The organism is Christiangramia sp. OXR-203 (assembly GCF_034372165.1).
Taxonomy (GTDB): Bacteria; Bacteroidota; Bacteroidia; order Flavobacteriales; family Flavobacteriaceae; genus Christiangramia.
In genome coordinates this window covers 1,335,938-1,361,687 of sequence record NZ_CP139698.1, presented here as the reverse complement: position 1 = coordinate 1,361,687, position 25,750 = coordinate 1,335,938, and the positions used below count along the sequence as shown (strand labels likewise).

The following is a 25,750-nucleotide window of genomic DNA, read 5'->3' as shown; positions in this document are numbered from 1 at the left end:
ATGTAGCTAACTGAAATTTTCTAGTGATCTTAGTAATGCTTACAACTACACAAAAAGGCATGAATACGAATACTAAGTCCGATATTCAAAAGTTTTGGAACAGGTTTCTAAGTTCTAACCCTGACTATTCTACGAAGACAATTCCTCCACACTACTATTTTTGTGATAATAAGAAGGATGCAGATGAATGCGCAGATCTGGTAGTCAAAGACATCAAAAAAGCCACGGCTACTTCCCGGTGGTGGTTCAATCAGCATAAAGAGTGTCTACCGAAAGTTGACGATCTCGCAATTGTAACAGACTGGATTGGAAATCCAAAGGCAATTATCGAAACTACTAAAGTAGAACACGTAGCTTTTAATAAAATTACCGCAGAATTTGCTGAAATTGAAGGTGAGGGGGATAAGTCGCTTGAATATTGGAAGAAAGTGCATCTGGCTTATTACGAACGGGAGATGGAAAGTTACAATGATGAATTTGATGAGAACATGATCATCGTATGTGAACATTTTCGAAGAATTTATAGTGAGGTTTGATTTTCAAACGGTATAATAGATGAAACTAGAAGTGTCTAGTATTATTCCAATATTAATAAATAAAATAGAGTGCAGACTATAATTTCTACGGTAACCGAGCTTATTAGTGAAAATCTGGATGATAAGGTTGTCTTAAAGCTTTTGGTTTAAACTAAACGATTGGTTAGTTTTGTACCAGCATTATGGCAAGAGCAAAAAAATATAACGAGAAAGAAGTAGCAGAAAAGGCAATGAATCTTTTCTGGAAAAACGGCTATGCGAATACATCGATGCAAATGCTCGAAAAAGAAATGGGAATTAATAAGTTCTCTATCTATTCCAGCTTTGGCAATAAAGATGGTCTGTTTCTAAAAAGTCTGGATTGTTATAAATCAAGATTGTTCGTGCTTGTAGATAAACTGGTAAAGTCAACCGATGGGATTCCCGCGATCAAGGAATACTTTTACGATTTTGTAGATTTCACGAGAGACACTAAACATGGTAAGGGCTGCCTGGTCACCAACACCGCGAATGAAATTGGTTTAGAAAGCGAAGAGGAAATTCCGCAGGTTCTAAAAATTTTTACTGATGAGATCAAGCAGGTGTTTGCTGATAAACTTAAGAATGAAGGAAATTTCGATTTGGATATGATCGAAGAACAAGCGGATTATCTCCTGATATCGATGTTCGGACTTTCCTCTGCCACCAGAATTTTTTCTGAAGAACAATTAAAACATTATATAGAGAACATATTTAAAAACTTATAAAAAAAATTTACCCTGAAACTAAACGGTCGTTTAGATACGATCAAACTTTAATAAAAATTGATAATTATGAATACTGAAAAGAACACAGACATTTTAACTGTACATACGAAAGAATCTGCTCCGGAAGGCGGAAAAGCACTTTTAGAAAAATCTGAAAAAGCTTACGGATATGTACCCAATTTGCATGCAGTACTTGCAGGCTCACCACAACTTTTAGATGCTTACCAACAGTTGCATGAGCTATTCTCAAACTCATCATTTGACAAGGATGAATTAACTGTAGTATGGCAAACGATTAATGTAGAGCACGAGTGTCATTATTGCGTTCCTGCTCACACGGCCATTGCCAAAGCGATGAAAGTTGATGATGCTATTAGCAATGCCCTGCGTGAAAAAACAAAACTCCCTTCTGAAAAGCTTGAGGTTCTTAGAAATACGACCCTCACACTTACCAAAAATCGTGGAAATATCTCTAAACCTGAGATCCAGGAATTCTATGATGCAGGTTATTCTCAAAGACAATTGCTTGATATTGTACTAGGCCTTTCTCAAAAAGTGATTAGCAACTATACAAATCACATTGCTGAGACTCCAATCGATAAAGGTTTTGAGTCTTTTAAGTGGAACGCATAATATTGCAGACATATTTAGAAAAGAGCAGCCCCAAATGGCTGCTCTTTTTTGTTTCAATTTTTTCATATTAGTACGGTAAGATCCTAATCCTTAAATTTCGATCCTAATTTTAAGCTTTCGAATTTGGGTTATCTTCCAAAAGTCAAAATTTGCTGCATAAGCAGTGTTGCCGAGGCAAAACTCGCCATTAATGCGGGTGTAGATGCAATTGGTTTAGTAGGACCTATGCCTAGCGGTCCGGGAATTATTGACGATCGGCTAATTGCTGAAATTGTTCAGGAGATCCCTCCCGGTATTGAAACTTTCCTGCTTACCAGCGAAACTTCAGCTGAAAATATAATAGCTCACTATCGAAAAGTGAATACATCAGTCATACAACTGGTTGATCGAATAGAACTTTCAGAATATAAAAGGATCAGAGACCACCTGAATCAGGTTCAATTAGTACAGGTCATTCATGTGACTGGTTCCGAAGCAATACGGGAAGCACAAAAAATTTCCAGCTACGTTGATACCATCTTACTGGATAGCGGAAATCCTGGACTGGCAGTTAAAGAACTCGGAGGTACCGGCCGAACTCATAACTGGAAAATAAGCAGGCAGATCATTGATAGTCTGGATATTCCGGTTTACCTCGCTGGAGGTTTAAAACCTGAGAATATTCAGGAAGCAATCAGAGCTGTTAAACCATTTGGAGTGGATCTTTGTAGTGGCGTTAGAACTAATGATCGTTTAGACTCTAAAAAGCTGCTCAAATTTTTCAGCAATCTAAAGCAGTGAAATTCTAAAATCCAAAACATTTGTTGGTCTTTTGATGACCCAGGAATAACTGTTAGTCCTTTGCGTTAACTCTGTAAATTTACCAGTCGTTGTACAACAAATTATAAAATTCGGAAATTGCTTGCAGAAATTGGATTTTACTCTAATTTTGCGAAAAATTCACAAATTTTTAACACAACACAACAACGACATGAAAAGATTATTACTGCTGCTACTAGTAGCATTATTTTCAAATTTTGGAGCCCAGGCGCAGGTTACCACAGCAGAGATTAGTGGAACCGTAGTCGATGACCAGGGAACTCCGCTACCCGGTGCGAACATTACAGCTGTTCACACACCAACAGGTACTCAATACGGTGCCGTTACAAATTTTGATGGGGATTTCACCTTATTGAACCTTAGAGTTGGAGGACCTTATACCATCTCTGCTAGTTTTGTAGGTTTCAAGACTTCAATTTTAGAAGACGTTAACCTTAATCTTGGTCAAACTTTCAATGTAGATGTGAATATGGTAGCAGATGCTACTCAACTTGATGCGGTTATCATTACTGCTACCAGGAACCAGATCATTAACTCTGATCGTACTGGAGCTGAAACTAACATTGGTCGTAAAGAATTAAAAACGCTACCTACAATCTCTCGTTCAGCATCAGATTTTTATCGTTTAGAACCTACAGCTTCCAGCAACGGATCGTTCGGTGGTCGTAATGACCAGTTCAATAACTTTAGCCTGGATGGTTCGATCTTTAACAACCCATTTGGTCTGGATGCCGCTACTCCTGGTGGTCAAACTAATGCACAACCGGTTTCGCTGGATGCTATAGACCAGATTCAGGTATCTACAGCACCTTACGATGTAACTCAGGCTGGTTTTACCGGAGCTTCTGTTAATGCTGTGACTAAAAGTGGTACCAATGAGATCGAGGGAACTGTTTACGGTTTTTACCGTAATGAAGATATGACCGGAGATAAGGTTGGTGGCGATGATATTATCGTACCAGATCTAACACAAGCCCAGTACGGTGTTAGTATAGGAGCACCAATAATCAAAGATAAATTGTTTGTATTTGCCAATTTCGAGAGAGACGAACGTCAGGATCTTGGATCTAATTTCGTAGCTGGCAGACCAGGTCTTACAGGATCAAATGTTTCCAGAGTTTCTGCGGAAGATCTTGATTTCGTTTCCAATCAGCTTTCAACTTTGGGTTATGAAACCGGACCCTATGAAGGTTATACTTTTGATACTGAATCAACTAAAGGATTACTGAAGCTTGACTGGAACATTAACCAGAATCATCGAATGGCTGTAATTTATAACTTCCTTGATGCATCCAGAGATTTACCGGCTAACCCGGAAGCTATTGGCCGAAGAGGTCCAGACCTTACTACCCTGCAATTCAGAAATTCAGGCTACAGGATCAACAACAAGATCGATTCTTGGTTAATTGAACTTAACTCTAACTTTGGAAATAATATTTCTAATAAATTCCAGGCTGGATATACTCATTTTGACGATAGTCGTGATCCTTTTTCTGCTCCTGCTCCACCAATTAATATTCAGCAAGATGGTGTGCGTTATATCGTAGCAGGTCACGAACCTTTCTCCATAAATAACAGACTTGATCAAAACGTTTACCAGATCACCAATAACCTGAACATGGTTAAAGGAAATCACACCTTTACTTTTGGTGCTAGTTTTGAAAAATTTGAATTTGACAACTCATTTAACCTTGGAGCATACGATTACAATGGGGATGCTACTTTAGGCACAGGTCCCGTAAGTACATTTTTCGATGCTTTTACCAGTGTACGAATAGATCCTAATAATCCTGGAACTTCATTTGAAGAGGCAGTGAATAATGGAACTATTGGAGCAGCACTTCAAAATGCGCAGAATACATTTGATAGTCGAAATGCTAATGACAGTTGGGCACTTGCTGAAACTAATGTTGGACAGTTCGCTCTTTATGCTCAGGATAAATGGAAAATAACTGATGATTTTACATTTACTTACGGGTTAAGAGTTGACAAACCTCTTTATTTTGATACTGAAGATAGGATCCAGGAAAACATTGACCGTCTTGCCGGTGGTACTTTTCCAAATGGAGATTATCAACCAGGAATCACTTACTACAATGAGGACGGTGATGCGCTGAATCTAAATAGTCTTGAATTACCTTCCAATAAACTATTATGGTCTCCAAGAGTTGGTTTTAACTGGGATGTAATGGGGAATAATCAGCTACAGCTTCGTGGTGGATCAGGAATCTTCACAGGTAGACTTCCTTTCGTTTGGATAGGAAACCAGGTAGCAAACCCTGCGTTTTATTTCTATCAAACTACAGCACCAGATTTCCAGTTTCCGCAGGTATGGAGAAATAGTCTGGGAGCAGATTATAAGTTTGAAAACGGACTTGTTGCAACGACAGACCTTATTTATACAAAAGATCTAAACGCACAAATGGTTAGAAATTATGGTCTTTCAACTCCAACTGGAGCTTTAAATGGTGTGGACAATCGTCCGGTTTACCAGACTAGTGATCGTGCAGTGAACGAGTTTGGTGGAGTAACCAATGCTTATGTATTCACAAATACAGATGTTGGATATTCCTTCAACTGGTCTGTGAAGTTAAGCAAGAACTTTGAAAAAGACTTTTTTGCAAGTGTTGCCTATAATTATCTAAAATCTGAAGATGCCAGCTCTCTTGATGCTGAGATCTCCAGTGATGCTTATGACAGGAATCCGGCTATTGGCAACGTAAACAGGGCTGTGAGCACTCCTTCAAGATATGGTGACAAACATCGTATTGTAGGGCAGTTGAACAAGCAATTTTTCTACGGAAAGGATGACAGATGGAGAACATCTATCGGTGCATTTTACGAGTATGCCCAGGGAGGAAGATTCTCTTACACCTATTCCGGAGATATCAACAACGACGGATCTGTTTTGAATGATCTTATTTATATTCCAACTCAGTCTGAACTTCAGCAATACCAGTTTACAGGAAGTATTGAGGAACAAGCTGCGCAAAGAGAAGCTTTTGAAAGATTTATTCAACAGGATGAATATTTGAATGATAATCGTGGTGATTATGCAGGGAAGTATGATATTTTGAGTCCATGGAGAGGACGCTGGGATGTGAAATTCCTTCAGGACTACAACTTTAAGGTTGGTGAAAAAACAAATACGATCCAGTTTAGTATCGATATCCTTAATTTCGGAAACCTGATTAGCTCAGACTGGGGTGTGATCGAACGACCTGTTAATGATCAACCTGTTGGAGTATTCGTGGATGACACCAATACACCTGTGTATACATTCGGTGGCCAGACCAGAACATTTGCCAATGACTTTAGTCTTGACTCAAGATGGCAGGCTCAGGTTGGATTACGTTATATTTTCTAATGCTAATGAGTTCAATTACAGAAAAGCAGCCATTACAGGGCTGCTTTTTTTATGCTTTCAATTCAGATTTAGTTAACTCACAGCATTCCCTGCAAAGTTTGACGTATTCATAATGCTGGTTCGCCTTTACAAGCATCAGATCAGTATCACTACCACTTCCTATTTCCACTCTTCCGTTTTCATCCGGTAACAATTCACAATTTCCCAAATGCAGTACATGGTATTTACCAAATCTTAATCGTTTTTCTATATAAAAGGTATGGGTTTTCTTACCATTTCTAAACAGGTTAAATAGAGTATCGATAAATTGCTGTACGTTCATACATTAGTTTATGGAAATTTAATTGCTCTGTTTTGAATTGGTGTTTCAGCTATTTTAATAAAAGCGGGCTAGCATTATCTCTTTGTTAAGCACACGATTGGCAGTAAAAACAGCTTTAGGTGACCAATGTTACTTTTGCTTTCATTTTGCAGTCCTATCTTTGCTTTATTAAACGCTACTATTGTGAAAATCGAACAAATTTATACGGGATGCCTGGCTCAGGGCGCTTATTACATAGAAAGTGATGGAGAAGTCGCTATTATAGATCCGCTAAGGGAAGTTCAGCCATACCTGGACAGGTTAACTGAAGCTGGCGCAAAACTTAGCTATATTTTTGAAACACATTTTCATGCTGATTTTGTTTCGGGTCACGTAACGCTTTCAGAAAAAACAAACGCACCTATCATCTACGGGCCAGATGCGAATCCAGAATTTGAAGCGATCGTTGCTGAAGATGGACAGGAATTTAACCTTGGTAAGTTGACGATCAAAGTACTGCATACTCCTGGACATACGATGGAAAGCACGACCTATTTACTGAAGGATGAAAATGGTAAGGCCCACGCCTTATTCACAGGAGATACACTTTTCCTTGGAGACGTTGGCCGTCCAGATCTTGCGCAAAAGGCCGCTAGTATGACCCAGGAAGAACTCGCAGGAATACTATTTGATAGTCTGCGGGAAAAGATCATGCCGCTTGCAGATGATATTATAGTATATCCCGCCCATGGAGCAGGTTCTGCCTGTGGAAAGAACATGATAAAGGAAACGGTGGACACCCTGGGTAACCAGAAGAAAATGAATTACGCTCTTAGAGCAGATATGACCAAAGCTGAATTTGTGAAAGAAGTGACTGATGGATTGCTACCTCCTCCTGCCTACTTTCCAATGAATGTTAAGCTAAATAAAGAAGGTTACGAAAGTATCGATAAAGTAATGGCTAAAGGATTGCAGGCACTAAGTCCTGAAGCATTTGAAGCGGCTGCGAATGAGACAGCTGCAGTAATGCTGGATATTAGACACCAGGATGAATTTGCAAAGTCACATATTCCAGGCTCGATTTTCATAGGTCTTGATGGCAGTTTTGCCCCATGGGTAGGCGATCTTATAAAAGACGTTGCACAAACAATTCTATTAATTGGTGATGAAGACAGAATTGAAGAAGCGATCACCAGATTGTCCAGAGTAGGTTTCGATAATACCATTGGCTATCTTAAAGGTGGTTTCAAATCGTGGATCGATGCTTCTAAGGAAACCGATACTGTGGAAACGATCAGTGCGATAGACCTGAAGTCAATTGTAGAAGATGCACCTGTTTTTGACGTAAGAAAACCAGGCGAATTTCAATCTGAACACTTGCCTAATGCAGTTCACACATCTCTTTCCGAGATAAATGAGCACCTATCAGAATACCCTGAAAATGAGAAATTTTATCTTCATTGCGCGGGTGGTTACCGTAGTATGATCGCCGCATCAATTTTAAAAAGTAGGGGAATTCATAATCTTGTCGATGTACAGGGTGGTTTTAAAGCCATCAGGGAAGCTGGTCTAGAAACGACGGACTATGTATGTCCATCGACGCTATAAGCGATAATTTTAAATACATGAGGCGGTCATTTTGATCGCCTTTACTTTTGTAAAACCAGGGTTGACATTGCTCTAATATCCTGAACATTCGTAGTCTTTACAGGTTCCAGCAGTTTGAGATCGTATTTGTTGATTAATTGAGAAATAGTCTCCCTGTCTAAATAATAGCCTGCTTTCCAATCATTATATGAATCAGATAACTCTACTGTAGCCTTCAGCAAACCAATATTAGAAGCTGTTCTAATAAAAATACTTCCTGTAGGCTTCAGAACTCTTATCAATTCTGAAAACATTCTATAAAAATGATTTTCATCTTCAGCAAAATGAAGTACAGCGCTGCAAATAATATGATCAAAATGAGCATCTGGAAATGGTATTTCTGAAAGTTTTGCAGGCATCAACCTCGCCTGCAATTTTGGGAAAATTTCCTTCGCTAAACGCAATCTTTCCAGGTCCATGTCAATTCCCCAAATATTATAATCGAATCCTGCGAACCATCTTAGATTTCTACCTTCACCACAACCTGCATCAAGTATTCTATCGCTTCGCTTATACTTCTGCTTCATGATCTGGTCGATCAGGTAGATATCCATATTTTGTATATACTGAAATATTTGTGATTCTTCCATTGGAGTCTTATTTTCGGAACAAAGATAGAGAAGCAACTAATGTTACTCAACAGGCAGCAATTCTATCTTACTTTTGTAAAAAAATTAGATGAACCTCTTCCGAAGATTATTTCTAAGTCAGCAAAACACAAATCATAACATAGTCAGGTTAGATCCGGATGATTTCAAGAAAGCCATATCAAAAAATTCTGGGAAACTTATTGATGTACGTACAAAAAGAGAATTCGCTAACGGTGTAATCCTGGCGCGATCAATCATGACCTTATGCAAAAGAATAATTTTCTACAAGCATCTTTTCACTGGTCAAAATCTGAGCCTGTCTATCTCTACTGCCAGTCGGGAATGAGAAGTATGAAGGCAGCCAGGCTTTTGTCGCGCAACGGATTTACGAAGATCTATGAGTTAAGAGGAGGAATCTCAGGTTATGATCTCTAAACAAAATTCATGAGAAAAATAAATTACGCAATCATCTTACTCTCAATATTAGGCTTTACAATTTCAGGTTATACTCAGGATAGACAGGAATACGGTAGCTGGAATGCTGCTTTTCTAACTAAGAATATTGGCGAGGACTGGAATGTAAGGCTCGAATATCATCATCGTACCACTTCTTTTCTTAAGTATCACGAACAAACTGTAATTCGCCCATCTGTCGACTATCGACTCGATAGTATTTTTAGTTTTGCTGCCGGGTATAGTTACTTGCATAATGATCAAAATATCAACATCGCCAAACCAGATTTTTACGAGCATAATCTCTGGCAACAGGTGGCACTGAACCACGAAATTGGATTGATGAATTTTAATCATCGATTGAGAGTAGAAGAACGTTTTATCGATGCTATCGTAGAGCGTGGTGGCCAGGAACTAATTGATGGTAGTAATTATCAAACCCGACTCAGATACCGCTTGACAGCTAGTATAGATGTCTTGAAAAACCCTAACATATCCATAGTCGCGTACGATGAGTTATTTCTAAATTTTAATTCTGGGATCTTACCAGACACAGTAGACCAAAATTGGATTTTTATAGGACCGCAAATAGGAATAGCGAAAGGCCTGAACATTACCTCTGGCTATCATTTTATTGTGTTACCTAGATCTGGAAATAACCTGCACAGGCATATTTGGGATGCCATCTTAAGTTATACCTTTTAGACTGATGCGCTTTGGGAATTTACAGGTGAAGGATTACTATTTCGTAGGCCTGCAGTTACTATTATTCCTTATTTATTTTATACCGGTAGATCTCTTTAGATTAAATATCCCTGATTGGTTAAGAATGATCGGTTTAATTCCCGGAATATTAGGGATTGGGCTGGCTTTTTTTACGCTATTTCAATTTAGAAATATGTTGTCTGTGTTCCCTACACCAGTAGATAGCGGGAAATTGATTACCAAAGATGCATTTTCGCTATCCAGGCATCCAATTTATACTTCAATAGTTCTCTCTGCTTCTAGCTTCGGAATTTTTTCTGAATCGGTATTTCGACTGATCATTACGGTACTGCTGTTTATTCTATTTTACTTCAAATCAAAATATGAAGAGCGTTTATTACTACTGAAGTATCCGGAGTATGCTGAATATTCGCGACACACTCCAAGATTTCTTTAATAATTCCAGATTTACCCCTTATTAATTACCAACTTCTGAAGCAGATACCAATAAATTAGTCCAGAATTGCCAGAACCTGAGTAAGTTCAGCGCGGGTGTTCCAGAGTTTCTCCTGCACGCTAATTTGCTTCAGTCGTGCACTTATCAAACTTTTTTCCCGGGTATTGACGAGGAAAACAGAACTTTCGCCAAGTTGCAGCTTTCGTTCTTCAGCATTAAGCATGATTTCGTAATTTTCTACAAGTTGATTGATCATCAACACCTGTTCCTGGTAAGACAAAAATTGTTCTTTCAGCGCCCTTATTTTATTCTGAAGATTGAGTTGTTCGCTATATAATTCTAATTCTGCATCCTGAAGTTTGATTTTCGATTTTTGTAGATCCCCGCGTTCTTTCCGAAGGAATAAAGGAATACTGAAGTTTACACCAACTTTATAATTCTCATTGACAAAACTTCTTAAAATATCGGGATCGCCACTTAAAAAATTGTATTCCAGATCCAGCTTTGGGAGTAATTTGTTTGCTTTCAATCTTCTGTCAAATTCCAGAATTTCTACCTTATACTCCAATGACCGAATTTTCGGGTGCGTGGGAATTTCAGTATCACTTAAGAACTCGGCAGGAATCGTGCTATTTTCAAATAACGCATCCTCAGGATATACACGTTCCCTAGTTACTAGAGGTGTATTATTTTCAGCCCATAAATAAGTTCCTAATTGTTGAGAAGCCTTGAAAAACTTCAATCGTGCCTGTTCCAGGCTTAACTTACGGTCCTGTATTTGAATATCGGCTTCCAGAGTATCAATAGCAGGCTTATCCCCTACTTCAAAACTGGAAAGGATTCCGTCATATCGAAACTGCGCATTTTCAATAAAGTTGTTGTACAACTTAAGCTCCCTATACGCGCTAATCCAGTCAAAATAAGCTACAGATGCGTCATAAAGAACTTTGTTCACCGCCAGTTGTTGATCTGCAAGAGATTGCTGCTGGTATGCTTTTGCCTGTTTTAAAGCAGCCATACGCTCGTTGATAAACAAACCCTGTCCTATAGGTACAGAAATTCCTGCTGCAAATAAACCATCATCTGGTACATTGTTCTGCGGATTCAAATAGAAACCTTCGTTCTGTTCAAATTTTGCCTTCAGTTCAACTCCATACCATGTTGGGATCTTAAAAGCTGCATTGAAAAGGTCAAAATACCGGGTATCTTTAAAGTCCTTTCGATCATAATTAGCTTCTATCTTCGGGTCAAAGCCACCTCTAGCCTTTAGCAATTCAGCATCACCAAGATCGGCTTTCAGTCTGGCCTGTCTAACTACCGGATGAAAGGTTTTTACCATCTGCAGGTATTCTTCAAAATTCAGAACAATACTATCCTGAGTCTGGCCATATTGTAACATAGGCAGAAAAAGCAAGGCAATAAGAAAAGTCTTGTTTAAACTCATTTCTTCTTGTCGGTTTCAGTTTTATTTTCCGGAGTATAATAATTTGGAGGGAAACCATTTAAATGTCGCCATAATTCATACCAGATAGGCACGTCTTCCAGTAGCGCCAGAGTATTCGCCCCGGAACCCACTCTTAAAGCATCTGGCCAATCGTGATCATTTTCATCTGGTGCCAGTAGTACTCTGTACTTCCCATTCGGACTAATAAAATTCTCTATAGCAACCACTTTTGCACCGTAAGTACCGTAAGATACATTCGGCCAACCGCTGAATACGATCGCAGGCCAACCATCAAACTGTACTCTAACCTCTTCACCTTTATGTAATAATGGTAGGTCAATTGGCTTTACAAATGTTTCCACGGCGAGGTCATAATCTGAAGGCATGATATTTACCAGCTGCTCTCCTTCCTTAAAAGTTTCACCGATCCCGGCTTTAATAGCCTTGTTTATATACCCGTTCTGCGGCGCTTTGACATAGTAGAGATCCTGCCTCATTTCATAATTCGTATAAGCGTTCTGGAGTTTACTCACTTCAGCCTGAGCATCGAATTTACCTGATTCTGCAGAGGAACGATCACTTTGAATCTTGGAAATCTTATCACTATACTCTGCAGCAGTACGATTAATTTCGATCCTGGCATTAATGATATCATTTCTACTTGCCATTAGCTTATTCTCTTGCGAAATTAGTTTCGCCTGAGTTTCCTGTAGTTTAAGTCGCTTTTCTTCTACATCGGTCATCGCTTTCAAACCTTCTTCCTGAAGGGTTTTAGTACGATTAAACTGAGTTTCAGCAATGCTCAGATTTGTTTTAGCAGCCTGCAGGTCAATGCTATCACTTTTAGTTTTCAGTTTTGCCTGCTCCAATTTGTTTCTTGCCTGTTCCAGCTTAAGTTCCCGTTCCTGTGCTAAGGCCTGTAATTGCGTGCCTAAAGCAGAGATCTTTTGATCATAGGATTTCAGGGAATTAGACTTGGAAGCTACCTGATCACCAGTTCTTTCTACCAGCGATGGATCAAAATATTCGTTTTTAACTTCGGTTATATGAAGGATCGTATCTCCTTTTTCAACATAATCTCCTTCATTTACGAACCATTTTTCGATCTTACCAGGAATGACCGACTGTATTGTTTGTGGTCTTTGCTCTGGACTTAAAGTAGTCACAGAACCATTTCCTGATATCGTCTGGGTCCACGGAAGAAAAAGTACGATAACGCCGAAGATCGCAGAGAACTTCAGGAATCTGTTGAAGTATTTAAAGTGTCTTGTATGCAGAACCTTTTTCCCGGCTTTGAATTGACTTAGGTCAACCTGCTCATTCAATGGATTTCTGGTGATATTAAGCATAGTCTTTAAAGATTAGATTCAAGTTTACCATCCCGAAGAATGATATGACGATTACAACGATTCTGCCATACTTCGTCTCCACTGGCAACTATGATAGACCATTGTTGATCTTCAGACATTAGATGATCTACAATACGTTTCTCATCTTCATAATCAATTTGGTGTAAAGGTTCATTCAAAATCAACAATCTTGGATCCCGCAATAAGGTTCTGGCTAAAATGATTTTTTTGGCGATGGTATGAGGTAATTTCATACCTTCAGGATAAATTAAGGTTTCCAGACCATCGGGTTGTTGGCGTACAAATTCTTTTAGACCAGTTTTATCTAAAACTGAAAAGATCGCAGAATTAGTAATCGTATCATCACCGAAAGTTAGATTGTCGAATAAAGTACCTTCAAACAGTGATTCCTCTGTTAGCGACTGCCCAAGCAAACCATGATAATAGTTGAGATCTATATTCCTCAACGAAATCCCGTTCACGTAAATCTTTCCCTGGGTTGGCTCTACCAGTCCCGCAATGATCCTTAGTAATAAAGATTTCCCGGAACCATTTGGACCTTTAAGCAGTATCTTCTCCCCTGCCTTGATCGTTAAATTAATATCCTTGAGAACTTCCTGCCCATCAGGTGTTTTAAAACCAATATTTTTAAGTTCAATTTCCAGGTCTTTATGTTCAGCAAAAGAAGTATCCCCACCAGATCTTTCAAGTTTTTTATCAACTACTTCACCAAGTTTTTCAAGGGAAGTCAGTAAATCGTAAAAGTTTTCAAGCCCCATGATCATTTTCTCCACAGAGCTAATAATCAATAGTATAATGATCTCTGCTGCTACAAACTGCCCGATATTCATTTGCTGATTAAGCACCAGGAAACCTCCAATTAAAAGCAAACCGGCAGTAACCAGAGTTTTGAAACCAACCATTTGAATAAACTGAAGCTTAAGTACCTGGAAGTGGCTCTCCCGCTCTTCAAGATATTTTGTTACCAGTGCATCATTCTTATTAATAGCATGTTTAGTCTTCCCGGCTACCTTAAAACTAATTAAGGTTCTGGCTACTTCCTGAATCCAATGAGCGATCTTATACTTCATTTTGGATTCTTTGATACTTGTATGCAAACCTCGTTTAGCTGTGAATCTGAATACCAGATATATAAGAAGCACGAGTAATATTCCGTAGAAAATAAAGAAAGGGTGGTACAGTGAAAGCAGTATTAATCCGAAAACGATCTGTAAAATTGCGGCTGGAAAGTCCAGTACCAATTTGGCTATTCCCTTCTGAATGGTGATTACATCAAAGAATCTATTGGCGAGCTCCGGAGGATAAAAGTTCTCAAGCTCAGACATCTTGATCTTCGGAAATCTGTAGGTAAATTCAAAGGAGGCCCTGGTGAAAATTTTCTGCTGAATGTTCTCCAGAATCCTAATCTGCATTAGCTGAAGCACACCAACGAATGCAACCCCTAGAGTCACTAAAATTACCAGAATTATCCATGAAGTCGTAATACGAGCACCCTGAATAAGGTTTACAATAGCCTGGATTCCTAATGGTACCGAAAGGTTTACCAATCCGGCGAAAATTGCATAATAAAGAATTTGCAGAAAATCTTTTTTATCAAGCTTAAGCAGGCCAACGAAGCGCTGCCAGGCGGTCATTTTTTCTTCAGCCATTGAGTTCAATTTTTAGGGTATTGATCACGAGGTCTTTAAAATAATTGGATACACTTTTCTTTTCTGAACAGTCTGTTATCGACTGAATATGGTCTTTCAGAAAATGCTGATGTAAGGCGCCATCCAGAACCATGCTGGAAAGGCTAAGAGAATATTCATAATCTGAAGATACTTCAGAAATCATTTCCGCAATTCTGGTGACCAGTCTTTTGTAAATGGAAAAATAACCTTCTTTATTATCTGTTTCCACCTCTTTGGTAAGATAAGATTTTGAAGATTCATTGATGATAATGTGGTTCAGGGCAACCTCATTTATATGCTGAAATCTAAAATCCTGAACAACAGGATGCGTGATCACCTCGATGGCTTTCAGTAATTTTTCATTGGAGTTTGAAATCCCATAGGTGGACATGGTCAATTGAAATTCTTTCCAGCCCCAGAACCAGTTGGTTATATATACCAGGAACTTATGCTTGTTTTCGAAATATCTATAGATCGAACTTTCGTTTGACTTGATCTTGACACCTAGTTTTTTAAAGGTGAACTTCTCAAAACCTATATCATCAATGAGAAGGATTCCCTGACCTACGATCTTTTTCCCCAACTCGCTGGACTCAGGATCTTTTAGAAATAGTTCTGAATTCACCGAAATATTAATATTCTGATATAATTTATCCACCTAATCTTATTTAAGGCAAATCTAATAGTATTACTATTAATATATGATAGTTTACATCTTAATTAACAGTTGTTAAACTCTCATTAGTCATAAAAAAACCCAGAATATCTTCCGGGTTGTAATTTTAAACTTCCTGAACACCGGGTTCTAGCGGTGCTTCTATTAGTTTTTCAGGTGTAATGGGTAGCTCTCGCATTCTTTTACCAGTAGCATTAAAAATGGCATTCGATAGTGAAGCGGCGACACTGGTAATTCCAAGTTCCCCGATTCCTTTGATTCCCATTTTGTTAGCAATCTTATCTTCTTCTGGAAGAAAGATAACGTCAATGTTCGCCATATCAAGGTTGACTGGTACATGATAATCTGCAAAGGAACGGGTAATGAAATTTCCGAAATTTGGTTCAACATCTGTTTTTTCGGCTATAGCCATTCCAGCACCCATGGTGAGACCACCAATTATTTGTCCGTATGCAGTTTTTGGATTTAGAATTTTTCCGGCAGCACCAACATTTACCATTCTTTCGATCCTCCACATTCCTGTGTCTTTATCTACCCACACTTCTGCGAAGTTAGCACCAAAAGAGAATACAGAATGCTTTTCAAATTCCGTAGAAGGCTCGGCCATTCCGGTCATTTCAAATTTGGTAATCTGGTTCTGCTTTAAAAGTTCAGTTAGGGCAACTTCCTGATCTTTAGGAATACTTCTATTGTCTTTTAGATTCATGACTGCATTTTCGCAGGCAGCTCTTGCTCCATTACAATAAGATGCAGCACCCCACGATCCTCCAGACCCAGGAGTTACGGGGAAGTTAGAGTCTCCAAGTTCTACTTTGACCTGTTCTACTGGAATTCCAAGATATTCCGCAGCAGTTTGAGCTACGATCGTATAAGTGCCTGTACCAATATCGGTCGCATCCATTTGAATAGTTGCTTCTACCTTATCTTTAACAAGTTCCAGAAGTACTTTTGCGTGAGTTTTACGATAAGGTGAATTTCTGGAAGCCGCACTAACACCATAGCCTACAAGCCAGTTTCCTTTTACATTAGTTCGAGGTTGATCCTTACGATCTTTCCACCCAAATTTTTCAGCGCCAATGCGCAAACATTCTACCAGTAATCGGGAGGAGAAAGGTTGATTCTTATGAAGATCTGTTTGAGTATCATTCTTGATCCTGAACTCTAAAGGATCCATCTTTAACTTCCAGGCCATTTCATCCATTGCAGATTCCAGTGCAAAACTTCCAGTTGCTTCTCCCGGAGCTCTCATGGCAAACGGTGTTTGCAGGTTCATGGGCATCAGTCGCTCGGTCACCTTGGCATTCGGACTGTTGTAAAGCATTTTTGAAACCATTCCGCAGGGTTCCTGGTAAACAAGATTAGGTGAAGTATGCGACAGGGTATCATGAGATAAGGCTGTCATGGTTCCATCCTTTTTAGCACCAATCTTCATCGTTTGCTCATTCTTCTGTCTAAGACCTGTATTAGTGAACATCTGGGTTCTGGTTACTGTAACCTGCACAGGCCTGCCCACCTTCTTAGCCGCCATAACCGCCAGAGTTACATGCCGCTCTACATTAAGTTTGGAACCAAATCCTCCACCAACATATGCCGCGATCACTCTCACATCCTTCTGCGGAATCTGGAAAGTATCTGAAATAGCAATAGTTGCATCTTCCACCATTTGCTGACTAGCATAAGCAGTCACCTTCCCATTATTCCACTCGGCAATCACCGCATGAAGTTCCATGGGATGATGATGTTCGATCGGCGTTATATACGTCTGCTCGATCACCTCATCTGCTTCAGCAAGCCCTTTATCCATATCACCACGAGAATAATCTGAATCCTCACTCGGAAAAAATGCATTATCCCGTTGTTTATCAAAATGTATCGCAGGATCGCTTGCCTTACTATATTCGAATTTAACCAGTCTCGCAGCATATTGAGCCTGCTCGAAAGTTTCAGCAACCACAACTCCTACATACTCGCCGTAATAATGCACTTTATTGCTCTGAAGCACCGGTGCAATAGTATCTGTAGCGATCTGATAGCGATCTTTCTTGAAATCGTTAAGCTTTTCAGCGTTCTTGTGGGTAATTACCGCCAGTACGCCGGCAGCATTTTCAGCTTCAGTAGTGTCTACAGAAACAATAGTTCCTTTTGCAATGGTGCTATTAATACCCTGTGCGTAAACTTTATTTTCTATAGGAAATTCTGAAGCATAGGTAGCTTTCCCGGTAACCTTCAAATGTCCTTCTACCCGGTCTATCGCTGCACCAACTCCAGTTTTGTTCATTGTCTTCATCTTATAAATTTTTGAAATTGGTTATGCTGTTCGATTTGTAGCCTGCTCGAGTGCCCGCACTATAGCTTTCTTACCCATCTCGACCTTATATTTATTCTTCTCAAATGGTTTAGCGTCTTTTAAAGCCAGCTCTGCCGCCTTCTCGAAATTTTCTGTATTCGCATTTTTACCCTTAAGAAAATCTTCAGCTTCTGAAAGTTTCCAGGGTTTGTGAGCAACTCCACCCATGGCCAGACCAACTTTGGAAATCATCCCATTTTGAATGGATAATCCAGCTGCCACTGAAATAAGCGCAAAAGCATAACTTGAACGCTCTCGAATCTTCAGGTAATAGTAATTATCCGAAAACTCCGGAGAAGATAAATGTATCTCAGTTATCAATTCTCCTTCTTCGAGGGTAGTATCTTTTTCAGGTCTATCACCCGGCAACCTATGGAACTCGTTGAATGGAATTTTGCGACTGGAACCGTCTGTCTTTTGAACTTCAACTTCAGCTCCCATAGCGGCAAGGGCAACGCACATATCTGAAGGATGTGTAGCGATACATTCCTTGCTATAACCAAAAATTGCGTGTACTGCATTCATTCCATCAATTGCGCCACAACCAGAACCTGGTTCCCTTTTATTGCAGGGCATTGAAGTCTCGAAGAAATAGGGACATCTGGTTCTCTGTAGTAAGTTACCTCCATTAGTAGCCATATTCCTGATCTGTGCAGTCGCAGCAGATAGCATAGCCATGGATAGTAACGGATAATTCTGACGGATATCCGGATGATTCGCAGTATCAGAGTTATTTAGCATCGCTCCAAGACTCCAGCCTCCAGATTGATTCTTTTCAATTTTATTGAATTCAAGATTATTTACATCCACTAATTGATCGGGACGTTCTACATCTTCTTTCATTAGATCCACCAGATTAGTTCCTCCGGCCAGGTAATGTGTCGTTGCAGTAGTTTCCTGCAAAGCTTCCTGTGTATTTTTGGCATTCGTATAAGTGAATGGTCTCATATCTGGTTGGTATTAAGCGTTCTTTACATTTTTCATTTGTTCCTGGGTAGCAAATTCCCAGGTTGGCATTTCACTATCTCCGGAATGAACCTCCTTAAAGGCCTGTACAATATTATTATAAGCACCACAACGGCAAATATTTCCAGACATACGCTCTCTGATTTCTGCTTCGGAAAGTTTGAGGTCTTTTTTGATAGTTTTCAGATCTTCAGTTAAATAACTGGCTTCCCCATTCTTAGCTTCTTCCAGTAATGCTACAGAAGAACAAACCTGTCCAGGAGTACAATATCCGCATTGGTAGCCGTCATGTTTCACAAAAGCTTCCTGCATAGGATGAAGTTTTCCATCGCTGGCAAGACCTTCTACTGTGGTGATCTCTTTTTCGTCGCAGGTTGCTGCAAGAGTCAAACAGGAAAGTTTTCTTTTACCATCGATCATTACTGTACATGCACCACATTGCCCATGGTCACAACCTTTTTTTGTACCGGTAAGAGCAAGCCGCTCCCTGAGTGCATCGAGCAGACTCATTCTAGAATCGATATTTAGTGGTTTGCTCATATCATTCACTCGCAAATTCACTTTTACTTCATTTAATAAAACCCGTGCTTCTTCCGGAAGGTCTTCCATAGTGCTAGCAAACAGATCATTAGTAAAATATGAAGTTGCCCAGAGACTCATACTTGCCACTGAGACCTGCTTTAAAAAGGTTCTCCTTGAAGTGCCTTTCAGCCCCATTTCATCAAAAACCTTCTTTTCATCATCGGTGAAGTCATCTGCCTCAACCTTGGCATTCCACTTATCTAAATCTTTCATGTAATTATTTTTTGGAGGTAAGTCTACCCTTTAAAATTACAGAAATAAGACTTGGGAAATGTTACTGAACTGTTAACAGCGAGCGTTAACGAACCAATCGCAATTCTTTTTAACCAAAGTTTATTATTAAATAGAAAATATCAGATGCTTAAATCAAGTCCGAACTTTAAGATAAGTCGCAGTCCAACATAAAATACCAGGACAGCAGTCAATATTCCGAGTAGCCTCAAATTGAATTTTTTACTGCTTAGATAAGAACCAATTATTCCCCCTAAAACTACAGCTATGATTAATTTCAAAAGCAGATCTGTCTCAAGTTTAAAAGTATCAGCCATATGTAGTCCCACTAATCCAGCGATACTATTTACGAGTATAAATACTGAAGCCAGGGAGGCGATGATACGTGCATCCTTCCACCTCATTAGGTTGAGTACAGGCGAAAGGAAAATTCCACCACCAATTCCGGAAATACCTGATAATAATCCAATACCTCCGCCTAAAATTGCCTTTTTAAAATTGTTGAATTCCGTAGTTACATGCGGAGATTTCCAAAAGCGGAGACACATAAAAACGCCTGCCATTAGAAGTGCAAATCCTAAAATTATAAAGAAAATATCCTGTGATAATTTTATCTGCGCACCCACGTAGGCAAGGGGAATACTCAGTACAAAAAATGGCCATAGAATACGAGGTTTTAATACACCATTTCGCGCAAAAACAACGGTGCTGATAGAAACAACGCAGATATTCAATATTAAAGCGGTAGAACGAATCTCATAGAAATCGGTCATGACGAGGCTTAGTATGGCCAGGTAACTGGAACCTCCACCAAACCCTACCGAACTATAGAATAGCGCGATTAAGAAAAATAACAATGGCAGGTATTCCAGAGGCATGTTAGGAGATCAAAAATGTTTTAATTAATGATCCTTTCCCTATTTTTTCATTGGCTTCAACAAATGCCAGTGCATTTCCTTTTGCCATTGAACCTATCATTGAAGATCCCTGTGCGTTTAGAATCTCTACAAAATTATTGTCAATATTAGCTTTCAGAAAGACTGGACGGTCTCCCCTGTTGTGAAAATCGCTGAAAATTGGCAAATTGAGTTCTAGCAAGCCTTTACCTGGAAGTCCGCTAAGCTTTTGTAAAAGCGGTAATACATAGATATAAAAACAACTAAGAGAAGACGCGGGATTTCCAGGCAGCGCAAATACAAATTGGTTTCCTTTCCTTCCAAAATATAAAGGTTTTCCGGGCTTTTGCTTCACCTTATAGAATAGCTCCACTACCCCGTTTTCTTCCAGTGCCTGCTTTACAAAATCGTAATCTCCCACCGAAATTCCTCCTGAAAGAATGAGTACCTCCGTATTTTCTAAAGCTTCCGAAATTCCAGTTTTGATCAATTCAAAATCATCATTGATCTTCCTGCTTGCTGAACTGGAAAATCCTTTGCTTTTCAATGCCGCTTCTATAGCACCACTGTTGGATTCGTAGATCTGCCCAGCATGCAATGATTCTCCGGGAGCGACCAGTTCATTCCCGGTGGTGATCAATTGAATGACGGGTTTCTTAAATACTTTTACTTTATTGAGCCCAAGACTACCTAGCATTCCAATTCCGGCAGCAGTAATTTGGTACGACTTGCTAAATACCAGCTCACCTTTATTTAGCTCTTCACCTTTTTTTCGAATACATTGGCCATCTTTTGGTAACACCTCAAGAATAAGTAAGTTCTGTTTAACCTCCGTTTTTTCCTGCATGATCACTGCAGAAGTACCTTCCGGAACTTTTGCACCGGTAAAGATTCGAACTGCTTCACCGTTCTTAAGTATGAACTCTTTCGAATCACCTGCAGCAACTTCACCAACGACCTTATATTCCTGCTGAAGACCACCCAAAGCATAACCATCCATAGCCGAATTATCGAAACCCGGCAGATCGATGTCTGCTTTTAGATCTTCAGCCAAAACTCTGTCAAGTGAATCTTTAAGACCCACTACTTCAGTATCCAGCTGTACATGCTGTGATCTAATAATTTCTAATGCTTCCTGAATTTCTACCATTATCCTCCTATTGAGATCATAGACCGGTTTTGTTCATAATGCTCTGCATCCATCTTCACATCCATACCATCCCGGCTATGTTTCTTGGATTTAATAGCGTTTAAAATAATCGGACTTAATTCTTCACCTGCCCGCATAGGACTGAGTAGATCGGTTTCAGAATTGGCAAACAGGCAGTTTTTCATTTTTCCATCGGCAGTAACTCTAATCCGGTTACATTCGCTGCAAAAAGGATTGGTGATCGTGCTAACAATGGCAAAGCTTCCAGTATGACCTACCACTTTGAAATTTGTACTGGTACTATGCTTAGGATTTTCGAGTACTTCTATCTCTCCAAATTTTTTCTCGACCGTATCCAGTATTTCCTGTTTACTTACTCCCTTACTCCAGTCCCATTCATTTCCTTTAAAAGGCATAAATTCTATGAATTTTACAACCAGATTCTTATGCTTTGTAAGTGCAATAAAATCATTGATCTCGGCATCATTTACTCCTTTTATCAGCACGATATTAATCTTGATTTGCATACCCATTTCAAGCGCCTTCTCCAGGTTCTGCATAATACGGTCGTAAAAGTCTCGCTTTGTTATAAAAATCGACCTTGCCTTATCTAGGGTATCAAGGCTGAAATTGATCTTTTTTAAACCTATTTTCTGAAAAAGATCCAGGTATTTATGCAGTACAATACCATTAGTGGTGATCTTTAAGGTCACTCCCAATTTGGAAAGTTCCTCCACGAGATGCCCAAAATTCTTCCGAACCAGAGGTTCTCCACCCGTAAGCCGAATGGTATCTACTCCAAGGTCTCTAAAGCTGGTCGCCAGGCTAATAATCTCTTCCAGGGTCATAATACTGGGTTTATCCATTAGCTGAATTCCATCTTCTGGCATACAATAAAAGCACCTCAAATTACAGCGATCTGTAAGTGAGATCCTCAAGTAGGTATGTGGCCTACCAAAATTGTCTACGATCTGCTTTCTTTCTTCAATCATGTCTCTTTCCTTCTAAAACTTTGAACGCATGCAAAACATGCGGAAATATGGCATCCATGCATTCTGCAGCGCCTTTGGTGGAACCTGGAAACGCAAGTACAAGCTTTCCGTTCATTACACCTGCTACAGATCTTGACAGCATAGCAAAGGGCATACGTTGTTGTCCATAACTTCTAATCTGTTCTTCTACACCGGGTATATTTTTGTCCAACATCTTGCTAATTATCTCGGGAGTATTATCCCGATCGCTTACCCCAGTTCCACCTGTGAAAATTACCAGGTTTCCTTCGGCGTTTTCCAAAGCTGTTTTAATTTCTGAAGGTTCATCTGCAATGATGGATTTTGTGCCAGGAATGTTCAAATCCTTCAGTTTGGAAAGGATCACTTCTCCAGCCTTATCCTCACCATTCCCTTTCGAAATAGTATCGGAACATACAATCACACTGGCCGTAATCCCTTCAGAATTGATCTTAAAGGAGGATTTACCGCCTTTCTTTTGCTGCAATTTTATACTGCCAATTTCCACCTTTTTATCGATGGGTTTCAGCATATCGTATAAGGTCAGCGCGACGATACTGGCTCCATGCATAGCTTCGACCTCAACACCGGTTTTGTAGATCGTTTTCACCTCTACCGAAATATGGATCTCAAGATCCTTAATCTCATATTGAATACCAGTATATTCGATAGGCAAAGGATGACAATCTGGAAGCAAATCAGGAGTTTTCTTCACCCCTAAAAGTCCGGCAGCTTTAGCCATTTCGAAAACATTTCCTTTAGGCACCGTATTATTTCGAATCGCATTGATAGTCTCTTCCGAAGAAGTTTTCACAACCGCCAAGGCTGTTGCTTCTCTCAGGGTATTTATTTTGTGTGTTATGTCTACCATTATTTATTTACTTTCCATTGGTGAGAATCGTCCTCAAAAAGTTCTTTTCCAAAGATGGGTACTTTCGCTTTGATCTCTTCCACGAAAAAATTACATGCCTCTATCGCTATCTTTCGATGAGCCGAAGACGTAAAAACGAACAAACAAATCTCTCCCGAATTTACCCTACCCTTACTATGATAAATATGAGCGCAGGTGATATCGAACTTTGAGAAAGCTTTTTCCCTTATTTCATGAAAAACCTGTTCCGCCATTTCTTCATAGGCACTATATTCTATGGCTTGAACTATTTTACCATCCACCTCATCTGCCCGAATCTGACCAAGAAAGATACTATGTGCACCAATATTGGTTTTGGACTGATGATTCGCGATGGATTTCGCGATCTTTTCAGGAGGAATTGCTCCTTGTACAAATACCTTCTTAGGTTTTTTCTTATCCATTTATAATTGTTTGAACTCCACCGGAAACATTTTTAAGATTCCCAAAATGGAATTTATTTTCTAATAACTCCTTTGCACGTAGGCTTCTAATTCCAGACTGGCAAAATACCTGTACCTCTTTATCCTTCGGAATTTCTTCCACCCGTTCCTCTAATTGCTGAAGTGGGATTCTAAGTACATTTTTAGATTCGATCAACGGCTCTTCATGCAATTCTCGAACATCCAGGTAAAACTGATCTGTATCTTTCAAAACACAGTTAGTGGCCATACTTTGAATACCTTTTTCCAGTATCATTGTGATCTGCTCCGGTCGTTTTTTTATCTCAATAAGTTGATCCTGTTGAAGCATTAAATTCTGAAGTTTAAGTTTTCCAGATAATATCGTTCCGGTTCCCAGGATGATTTTCACAGCTTCCATGGCCTGGTACATTCCGAAAATTCCAGGTAACATGCCAAGGGTTCCCGTAATTTCACAACTTATATTTTCACGTGCTATCTTCGGAAATAAACATCGGTAACTTGGTCCATTATTATAATTGAAAACAGAACACTGACCTTCATGTTTATAGACCGAAGCGTAGATCCAGGCTTTGTCTTCCAGTAAGCAGGTATCGTTGATCAAATACTTAGTTTCAAAATTATCGGTCCCGTCAATGATCAGGTCGTAATTGGCGATTAGTTGGCGGGCATTAGAAATAGTCAGCCTTTCATCGTAGATCTCCAGGCAAACTTCTGAATTCAATGCCCGTAATTTTTCGGCAGCAACCTCTACTTTTTTCTTACCAGTATCAGCCTCAGCATATAATGTTTGCCTGTGCAGATTTGTGATAGACACGCTGTCGTGATCAAGCAAGCCAAGTCGGCCTATCCCAGCTCCAGCAAGATAAGTTGCGGCGGGACAGCCAAGACCGCCCATCCCAACGATTAGAATACTGGCATTCCTGAGCTTTTCCTGTCCGGAAATCCCAATATCATCCAAAGCTATTTGCCTGTCGTATCTCATCCTCCTGCGAAAGGAGGTAGAAATGCGATCTCGTCTCCTTCTTTTAAAGTTTTATATTCATCAAGTTGCTGATTCACTGCTACCTGAATTGTTTCAGAATCATCAAATTTATATTCCTCGAATACTATTCTTTTGAGTTCTGCCAATGTATCTGCACTCTCCAATTCTTTATATTCTTCCTGTAAGCCTGCAGTTTCAGCGAGTTTTCCGAAGTATTTAAGTTTAAGCTTCATGCTCTAGTTGTTTTAAAAATTGCAAATCTTTTTCAGTATCAATATCTACAATACCTTTCTCGAATGGCACCAATTGATAATTAGTAAGTCCGTTCTTAATCAGGTCTCTTGCACCACGATCACCTTCGATCTTCATAAGGTCAGGGAAGATTTTGCTGGAAAATATTGCTGGGACACCTGGAATTTCTCGGTATTCTGAAAAAGTTGCCAGGCAATTTGCTGTAAAGTGTGTATTTATAAATTTCTTTAAAAACGACTCACTTATAAATGGTTGGTCTGATAATAATACGAGTACATTCTCAATAGCAGGATGCAAATTTTGAATTTCTTCCAGTCCTTTTTTAAGGCTTGTCGACATGCCTTCCTGCCAGTTGCTATTGATTAAAAGTTTATGATTTTTCAGTTCAACCTCATTTAATATTTTTTTCCAATTCGCGCCTAGAACAATTATTCTTTCTGAAAGGTTTAAATTTTCTGAAACATCGATACTATGCTGTAGCAGCGTTTTATTCTTGAATTTCACCAATTGTTTTGGCTTTCCCAATCGCTTACTAGAACCTGCAGCGAGAATTAGAACGGCAATATTTGATCTTTTACTACTCAT

At 39.4% G+C, this 25,750-nt stretch carries 26 protein-coding genes; 9 read left to right on the top strand and 17 right to left on the bottom strand.

Annotation, left to right across the window (positions count from 1 at the left end; genetic code table 11):
- Positions 1 to 59 precede the first annotated feature (59 nt).
- The 5 genes from T8I65_RS06210 to T8I65_RS06190 all read left to right on the top strand — a co-directional run bounded on the left by T8I65_RS06210 (position 60) and on the right by T8I65_RS06190 (position 6,101).
- Positions 60 to 536, top strand: a complete 477-nt coding sequence (locus T8I65_RS06210) for an ASCH domain-containing protein (protein WP_322302533.1) — start codon at positions 60 to 62, stop codon at positions 534 to 536.
- A gap of 182 nt (positions 537 to 718) precedes the next feature.
- Positions 719 to 1,282: a TetR/AcrR family transcriptional regulator gene (locus T8I65_RS06205; protein WP_322302532.1), complete on the top strand. Its 564-nt coding sequence runs from the start codon at positions 719 to 721 to the stop codon at positions 1,280 to 1,282.
- Positions 1,283 to 1,348: 66 nt separating this feature from the next.
- A complete protein-coding gene (locus T8I65_RS06200) occupies positions 1,349 to 1,915 on the top strand; it encodes a carboxymuconolactone decarboxylase family protein (protein ID WP_322302531.1) in 567 nt (188 codons plus the stop codon).
- A gap of 123 nt (positions 1,916 to 2,038) precedes the next feature.
- Entirely contained in the window at positions 2,039 to 2,695 is a 657-nt protein-coding gene (locus tag T8I65_RS06195) for a phosphoribosylanthranilate isomerase (protein ID WP_322302530.1), read from the top strand.
- A gap of 190 nt (positions 2,696 to 2,885) precedes the next feature.
- A complete protein-coding gene (locus tag T8I65_RS06190) occupies positions 2,886 to 6,101 on the top strand; it encodes a TonB-dependent receptor (RefSeq protein WP_322302529.1) in 3,216 nt (1,071 codons plus the stop codon).
- 49 nt (positions 6,102 to 6,150) lie between these two features.
- Here T8I65_RS06190 and T8I65_RS06185 read toward each other — a convergent pair whose 3' ends face one another.
- Entirely contained in the window at positions 6,151 to 6,423 is a 273-nt protein-coding gene (locus T8I65_RS06185) for a hypothetical protein (RefSeq protein WP_322302528.1), read from the bottom strand.
- A gap of 183 nt (positions 6,424 to 6,606) precedes the next feature.
- Between T8I65_RS06185 and T8I65_RS06180 the strand changes: the two genes are divergently transcribed.
- Complete coding sequence (locus T8I65_RS06180; protein WP_322302527.1) at positions 6,607 to 8,010, top strand: MBL fold metallo-hydrolase; 1,404 nt, start codon at positions 6,607 to 6,609, stop codon at positions 8,008 to 8,010.
- Positions 8,011 to 8,051: 41 nt separating this feature from the next.
- Here T8I65_RS06180 and T8I65_RS06175 read toward each other — a convergent pair whose 3' ends face one another.
- Positions 8,052 to 8,639: a class I SAM-dependent methyltransferase gene (locus T8I65_RS06175; RefSeq protein ID WP_322302526.1), complete on the bottom strand. Its 588-nt coding sequence runs from the start codon at positions 8,637 to 8,639 to the stop codon at positions 8,052 to 8,054.
- A gap of 264 nt (positions 8,640 to 8,903) precedes the next feature.
- Here T8I65_RS06175 and T8I65_RS06170 point away from each other — a divergent pair, with 264 nt between their 5' ends.
- The 3 genes from T8I65_RS06170 to T8I65_RS06160 are packed head-to-tail and all read left to right on the top strand — an operon-like array spanning position 8,904 to position 10,254.
- The gene (locus tag T8I65_RS06170; protein WP_322302525.1) at positions 8,904 to 9,074 is read left to right on the top strand and encodes a rhodanese-like domain-containing protein; all 171 of its coding nucleotides are present in this window, start codon (positions 8,904 to 8,906) and stop codon (positions 9,072 to 9,074) included.
- Positions 9,075 to 9,083: 9 nt separating this feature from the next.
- Entirely contained in the window at positions 9,084 to 9,797 is a 714-nt protein-coding gene (locus tag T8I65_RS06165) for a DUF2490 domain-containing protein (RefSeq protein ID WP_322302524.1), read from the top strand.
- A 4-nt stretch (positions 9,798 to 9,801) separates the two neighbouring features.
- Positions 9,802 to 10,254 carry an isoprenylcysteine carboxylmethyltransferase family protein gene (locus T8I65_RS06160; RefSeq protein WP_322302523.1) on the top strand — a complete coding sequence of 151 codons (453 nt, stop codon included), beginning with the start codon at positions 9,802 to 9,804 and terminating at the stop codon, positions 10,252 to 10,254.
- 55 nt (positions 10,255 to 10,309) lie between these two features.
- Here T8I65_RS06160 and T8I65_RS06155 read toward each other — a convergent pair whose 3' ends face one another.
- The 15 genes from T8I65_RS06155 to T8I65_RS06085 form a co-directional block, all read right to left on the bottom strand.
- Complete coding sequence (locus tag T8I65_RS06155; protein WP_322302522.1) at positions 10,310 to 11,698, bottom strand: TolC family protein; 1,389 nt, start codon at positions 11,696 to 11,698, stop codon at positions 10,310 to 10,312.
- Entirely contained in the window at positions 11,695 to 13,047 is a 1,353-nt protein-coding gene (locus T8I65_RS06150; protein WP_322302521.1) for an HlyD family secretion protein, read from the bottom strand. Before T8I65_RS06150 ends, T8I65_RS06155 begins: the two co-directional genes overlap by 4 nt.
- 5 nt (positions 13,048 to 13,052) lie before the next feature.
- Positions 13,053 to 14,717, bottom strand: a complete 1,665-nt coding sequence (locus T8I65_RS06145) for a peptidase domain-containing ABC transporter (RefSeq protein WP_322302520.1) — start codon at positions 14,715 to 14,717, stop codon at positions 13,053 to 13,055.
- Positions 14,710 to 15,396 (bottom strand): TetR/AcrR family transcriptional regulator, encoded by a 687-nt coding sequence (locus T8I65_RS06140; protein ID WP_322302519.1) that lies wholly within the window; start codon positions 15,394 to 15,396, stop codon positions 14,710 to 14,712. The genes T8I65_RS06145 and T8I65_RS06140 overlap by 8 nt, the downstream gene beginning before the upstream one ends.
- A gap of 124 nt (positions 15,397 to 15,520) precedes the next feature.
- Positions 15,521 to 17,701, bottom strand: a complete 2,181-nt coding sequence (locus T8I65_RS06135) for a xanthine dehydrogenase family protein molybdopterin-binding subunit (RefSeq protein WP_322302518.1) — start codon at positions 17,699 to 17,701, stop codon at positions 15,521 to 15,523.
- 21 nt (positions 17,702 to 17,722) lie between these two features.
- Positions 17,723 to 18,709: a xanthine dehydrogenase family protein subunit M gene (locus tag T8I65_RS06130; RefSeq protein ID WP_322302517.1), complete on the bottom strand. Its 987-nt coding sequence runs from the start codon at positions 18,707 to 18,709 to the stop codon at positions 17,723 to 17,725.
- 12 nt (positions 18,710 to 18,721) lie between these two features.
- Positions 18,722 to 19,522, bottom strand: a complete 801-nt coding sequence (locus T8I65_RS06125) for a 2Fe-2S iron-sulfur cluster-binding protein (protein WP_322302516.1) — start codon at positions 19,520 to 19,522, stop codon at positions 18,722 to 18,724.
- A 140-nt stretch (positions 19,523 to 19,662) separates the two neighbouring features.
- On the bottom strand, positions 19,663 to 20,418 hold the full coding sequence (locus tag T8I65_RS06120) for a sulfite exporter TauE/SafE family protein (RefSeq protein ID WP_322302515.1): 756 nt from the start codon (positions 20,416 to 20,418) through the stop codon (positions 19,663 to 19,665).
- Position 20,419: 1 nt separating this feature from the next.
- On the bottom strand, positions 20,420 to 21,586 hold the full coding sequence (locus tag T8I65_RS06115; RefSeq protein WP_322302514.1) for a molybdopterin molybdotransferase MoeA: 1,167 nt from the start codon (positions 21,584 to 21,586) through the stop codon (positions 20,420 to 20,422).
- On the bottom strand, positions 21,586 to 22,578 hold the full coding sequence (moaA, locus tag T8I65_RS06110) for a GTP 3',8-cyclase MoaA (protein ID WP_322302513.1): 993 nt from the start codon (positions 22,576 to 22,578) through the stop codon (positions 21,586 to 21,588). The genes T8I65_RS06115 and moaA overlap by 1 nt, the downstream gene beginning before the upstream one ends.
- Positions 22,571 to 23,467, bottom strand: a complete 897-nt coding sequence (gene moaCB / locus T8I65_RS06105) for a bifunctional molybdenum cofactor biosynthesis protein MoaC/MoaB (RefSeq protein WP_322302512.1) — start codon at positions 23,465 to 23,467, stop codon at positions 22,571 to 22,573. The genes moaA and moaCB overlap by 8 nt, the downstream gene beginning before the upstream one ends.
- Positions 23,467 to 23,910 carry a molybdenum cofactor biosynthesis protein MoaE gene (locus T8I65_RS06100; protein WP_322302511.1) on the bottom strand — a complete coding sequence of 148 codons (444 nt, stop codon included), beginning with the start codon at positions 23,908 to 23,910 and terminating at the stop codon, positions 23,467 to 23,469. The genes moaCB and T8I65_RS06100 overlap by 1 nt, the downstream gene beginning before the upstream one ends.
- Entirely contained in the window at positions 23,903 to 24,913 is a 1,011-nt protein-coding gene (locus tag T8I65_RS06095; RefSeq protein WP_322302510.1) for a HesA/MoeB/ThiF family protein, read from the bottom strand. The genes T8I65_RS06100 and T8I65_RS06095 overlap by 8 nt, the downstream gene beginning before the upstream one ends.
- A complete protein-coding gene (locus T8I65_RS06090) occupies positions 24,910 to 25,146 on the bottom strand; it encodes a MoaD/ThiS family protein (RefSeq protein ID WP_322302509.1) in 237 nt (78 codons plus the stop codon). Before T8I65_RS06090 ends, T8I65_RS06095 begins: the two co-directional genes overlap by 4 nt.
- Positions 25,136 to 25,750: a nucleotidyltransferase family protein gene (locus tag T8I65_RS06085; protein ID WP_322302508.1), complete on the bottom strand. Its 615-nt coding sequence runs from the start codon at positions 25,748 to 25,750 to the stop codon at positions 25,136 to 25,138. The genes T8I65_RS06090 and T8I65_RS06085 overlap by 11 nt, the downstream gene beginning before the upstream one ends.

Bases quoted from the DNA above. Each gene is read 5' to 3' on its own strand.
- T8I65_RS06185 (WP_322302528.1), bottom strand. From the start codon at position 6,423: ATGAACGTACAGCAATTTATCGATACTCTATTTAACCTGTTTAGAAAT.
- T8I65_RS06120 (WP_322302515.1), bottom strand. From the start codon at position 20,418: ATGCCTCTGGAATACCTGCCATTGTTATTTTTCTTAATCGCGCTATTC.
- T8I65_RS06205 (WP_322302532.1), top strand. From the start codon at position 719: ATGGCAAGAGCAAAAAAATATAACGAGAAAGAAGTAGCAGAAAAGGCA.
- T8I65_RS06165 (WP_322302524.1), top strand. From the start codon at position 9,084: ATGAGAAAAATAAATTACGCAATCATCTTACTCTCAATATTAGGCTTT.
- T8I65_RS06160 (WP_322302523.1), top strand. From the start codon at position 9,802: ATGCGCTTTGGGAATTTACAGGTGAAGGATTACTATTTCGTAGGCCTG.
- T8I65_RS06100 (WP_322302511.1), bottom strand. From the start codon at position 23,910: ATGGATAAGAAAAAACCTAAGAAGGTATTTGTACAAGGAGCAATTCCT.
- T8I65_RS06170 (WP_322302525.1), top strand. From the start codon at position 8,904: ATGCAAAAGAATAATTTTCTACAAGCATCTTTTCACTGGTCAAAATCT.
- T8I65_RS06210 (WP_322302533.1), top strand. From the start codon at position 60: ATGAATACGAATACTAAGTCCGATATTCAAAAGTTTTGGAACAGGTTT.
- T8I65_RS06135 (WP_322302518.1), bottom strand. From the start codon at position 17,701: ATGAAGACAATGAACAAAACTGGAGTTGGTGCAGCGATAGACCGGGTA.
- T8I65_RS06115 (WP_322302514.1), bottom strand. From the start codon at position 21,586: ATGGTAGAAATTCAGGAAGCATTAGAAATTATTAGATCACAGCATGTA.
- T8I65_RS06085 (WP_322302508.1), bottom strand. From the start codon at position 25,750: ATGAGTAGTAAAAGATCAAATATTGCCGTTCTAATTCTCGCTGCAGGT.
- T8I65_RS06095 (WP_322302510.1), bottom strand. From the start codon at position 24,913: ATGAGATACGACAGGCAAATAGCTTTGGATGATATTGGGATTTCCGGA.
- moaCB (WP_322302512.1), bottom strand. From the start codon at position 23,467: ATGGTAGACATAACACACAAAATAAATACCCTGAGAGAAGCAACAGCC.
- T8I65_RS06150 (WP_322302521.1), bottom strand. From the start codon at position 13,047: ATGCTTAATATCACCAGAAATCCATTGAATGAGCAGGTTGACCTAAGT.
- T8I65_RS06190 (WP_322302529.1), top strand. From the start codon at position 2,886: ATGAAAAGATTATTACTGCTGCTACTAGTAGCATTATTTTCAAATTTT.
- moaA (WP_322302513.1), bottom strand. From the start codon at position 22,578: ATGATTGAAGAAAGAAAGCAGATCGTAGACAATTTTGGTAGGCCACAT.
- T8I65_RS06130 (WP_322302517.1), bottom strand. From the start codon at position 18,709: ATGAGACCATTCACTTATACGAATGCCAAAAATACACAGGAAGCTTTG.
- T8I65_RS06125 (WP_322302516.1), bottom strand. From the start codon at position 19,522: ATGAAAGATTTAGATAAGTGGAATGCCAAGGTTGAGGCAGATGACTTC.
- T8I65_RS06145 (WP_322302520.1), bottom strand. From the start codon at position 14,717: ATGGCTGAAGAAAAAATGACCGCCTGGCAGCGCTTCGTTGGCCTGCTT.
- T8I65_RS06090 (WP_322302509.1), bottom strand. From the start codon at position 25,146: ATGAAGCTTAAACTTAAATACTTCGGAAAACTCGCTGAAACTGCAGGC.
- T8I65_RS06175 (WP_322302526.1), bottom strand. From the start codon at position 8,639: ATGGAAGAATCACAAATATTTCAGTATATACAAAATATGGATATCTAC.
- T8I65_RS06200 (WP_322302531.1), top strand. From the start codon at position 1,349: ATGAATACTGAAAAGAACACAGACATTTTAACTGTACATACGAAAGAA.
- T8I65_RS06155 (WP_322302522.1), bottom strand. From the start codon at position 11,698: ATGAGTTTAAACAAGACTTTTCTTATTGCCTTGCTTTTTCTGCCTATG.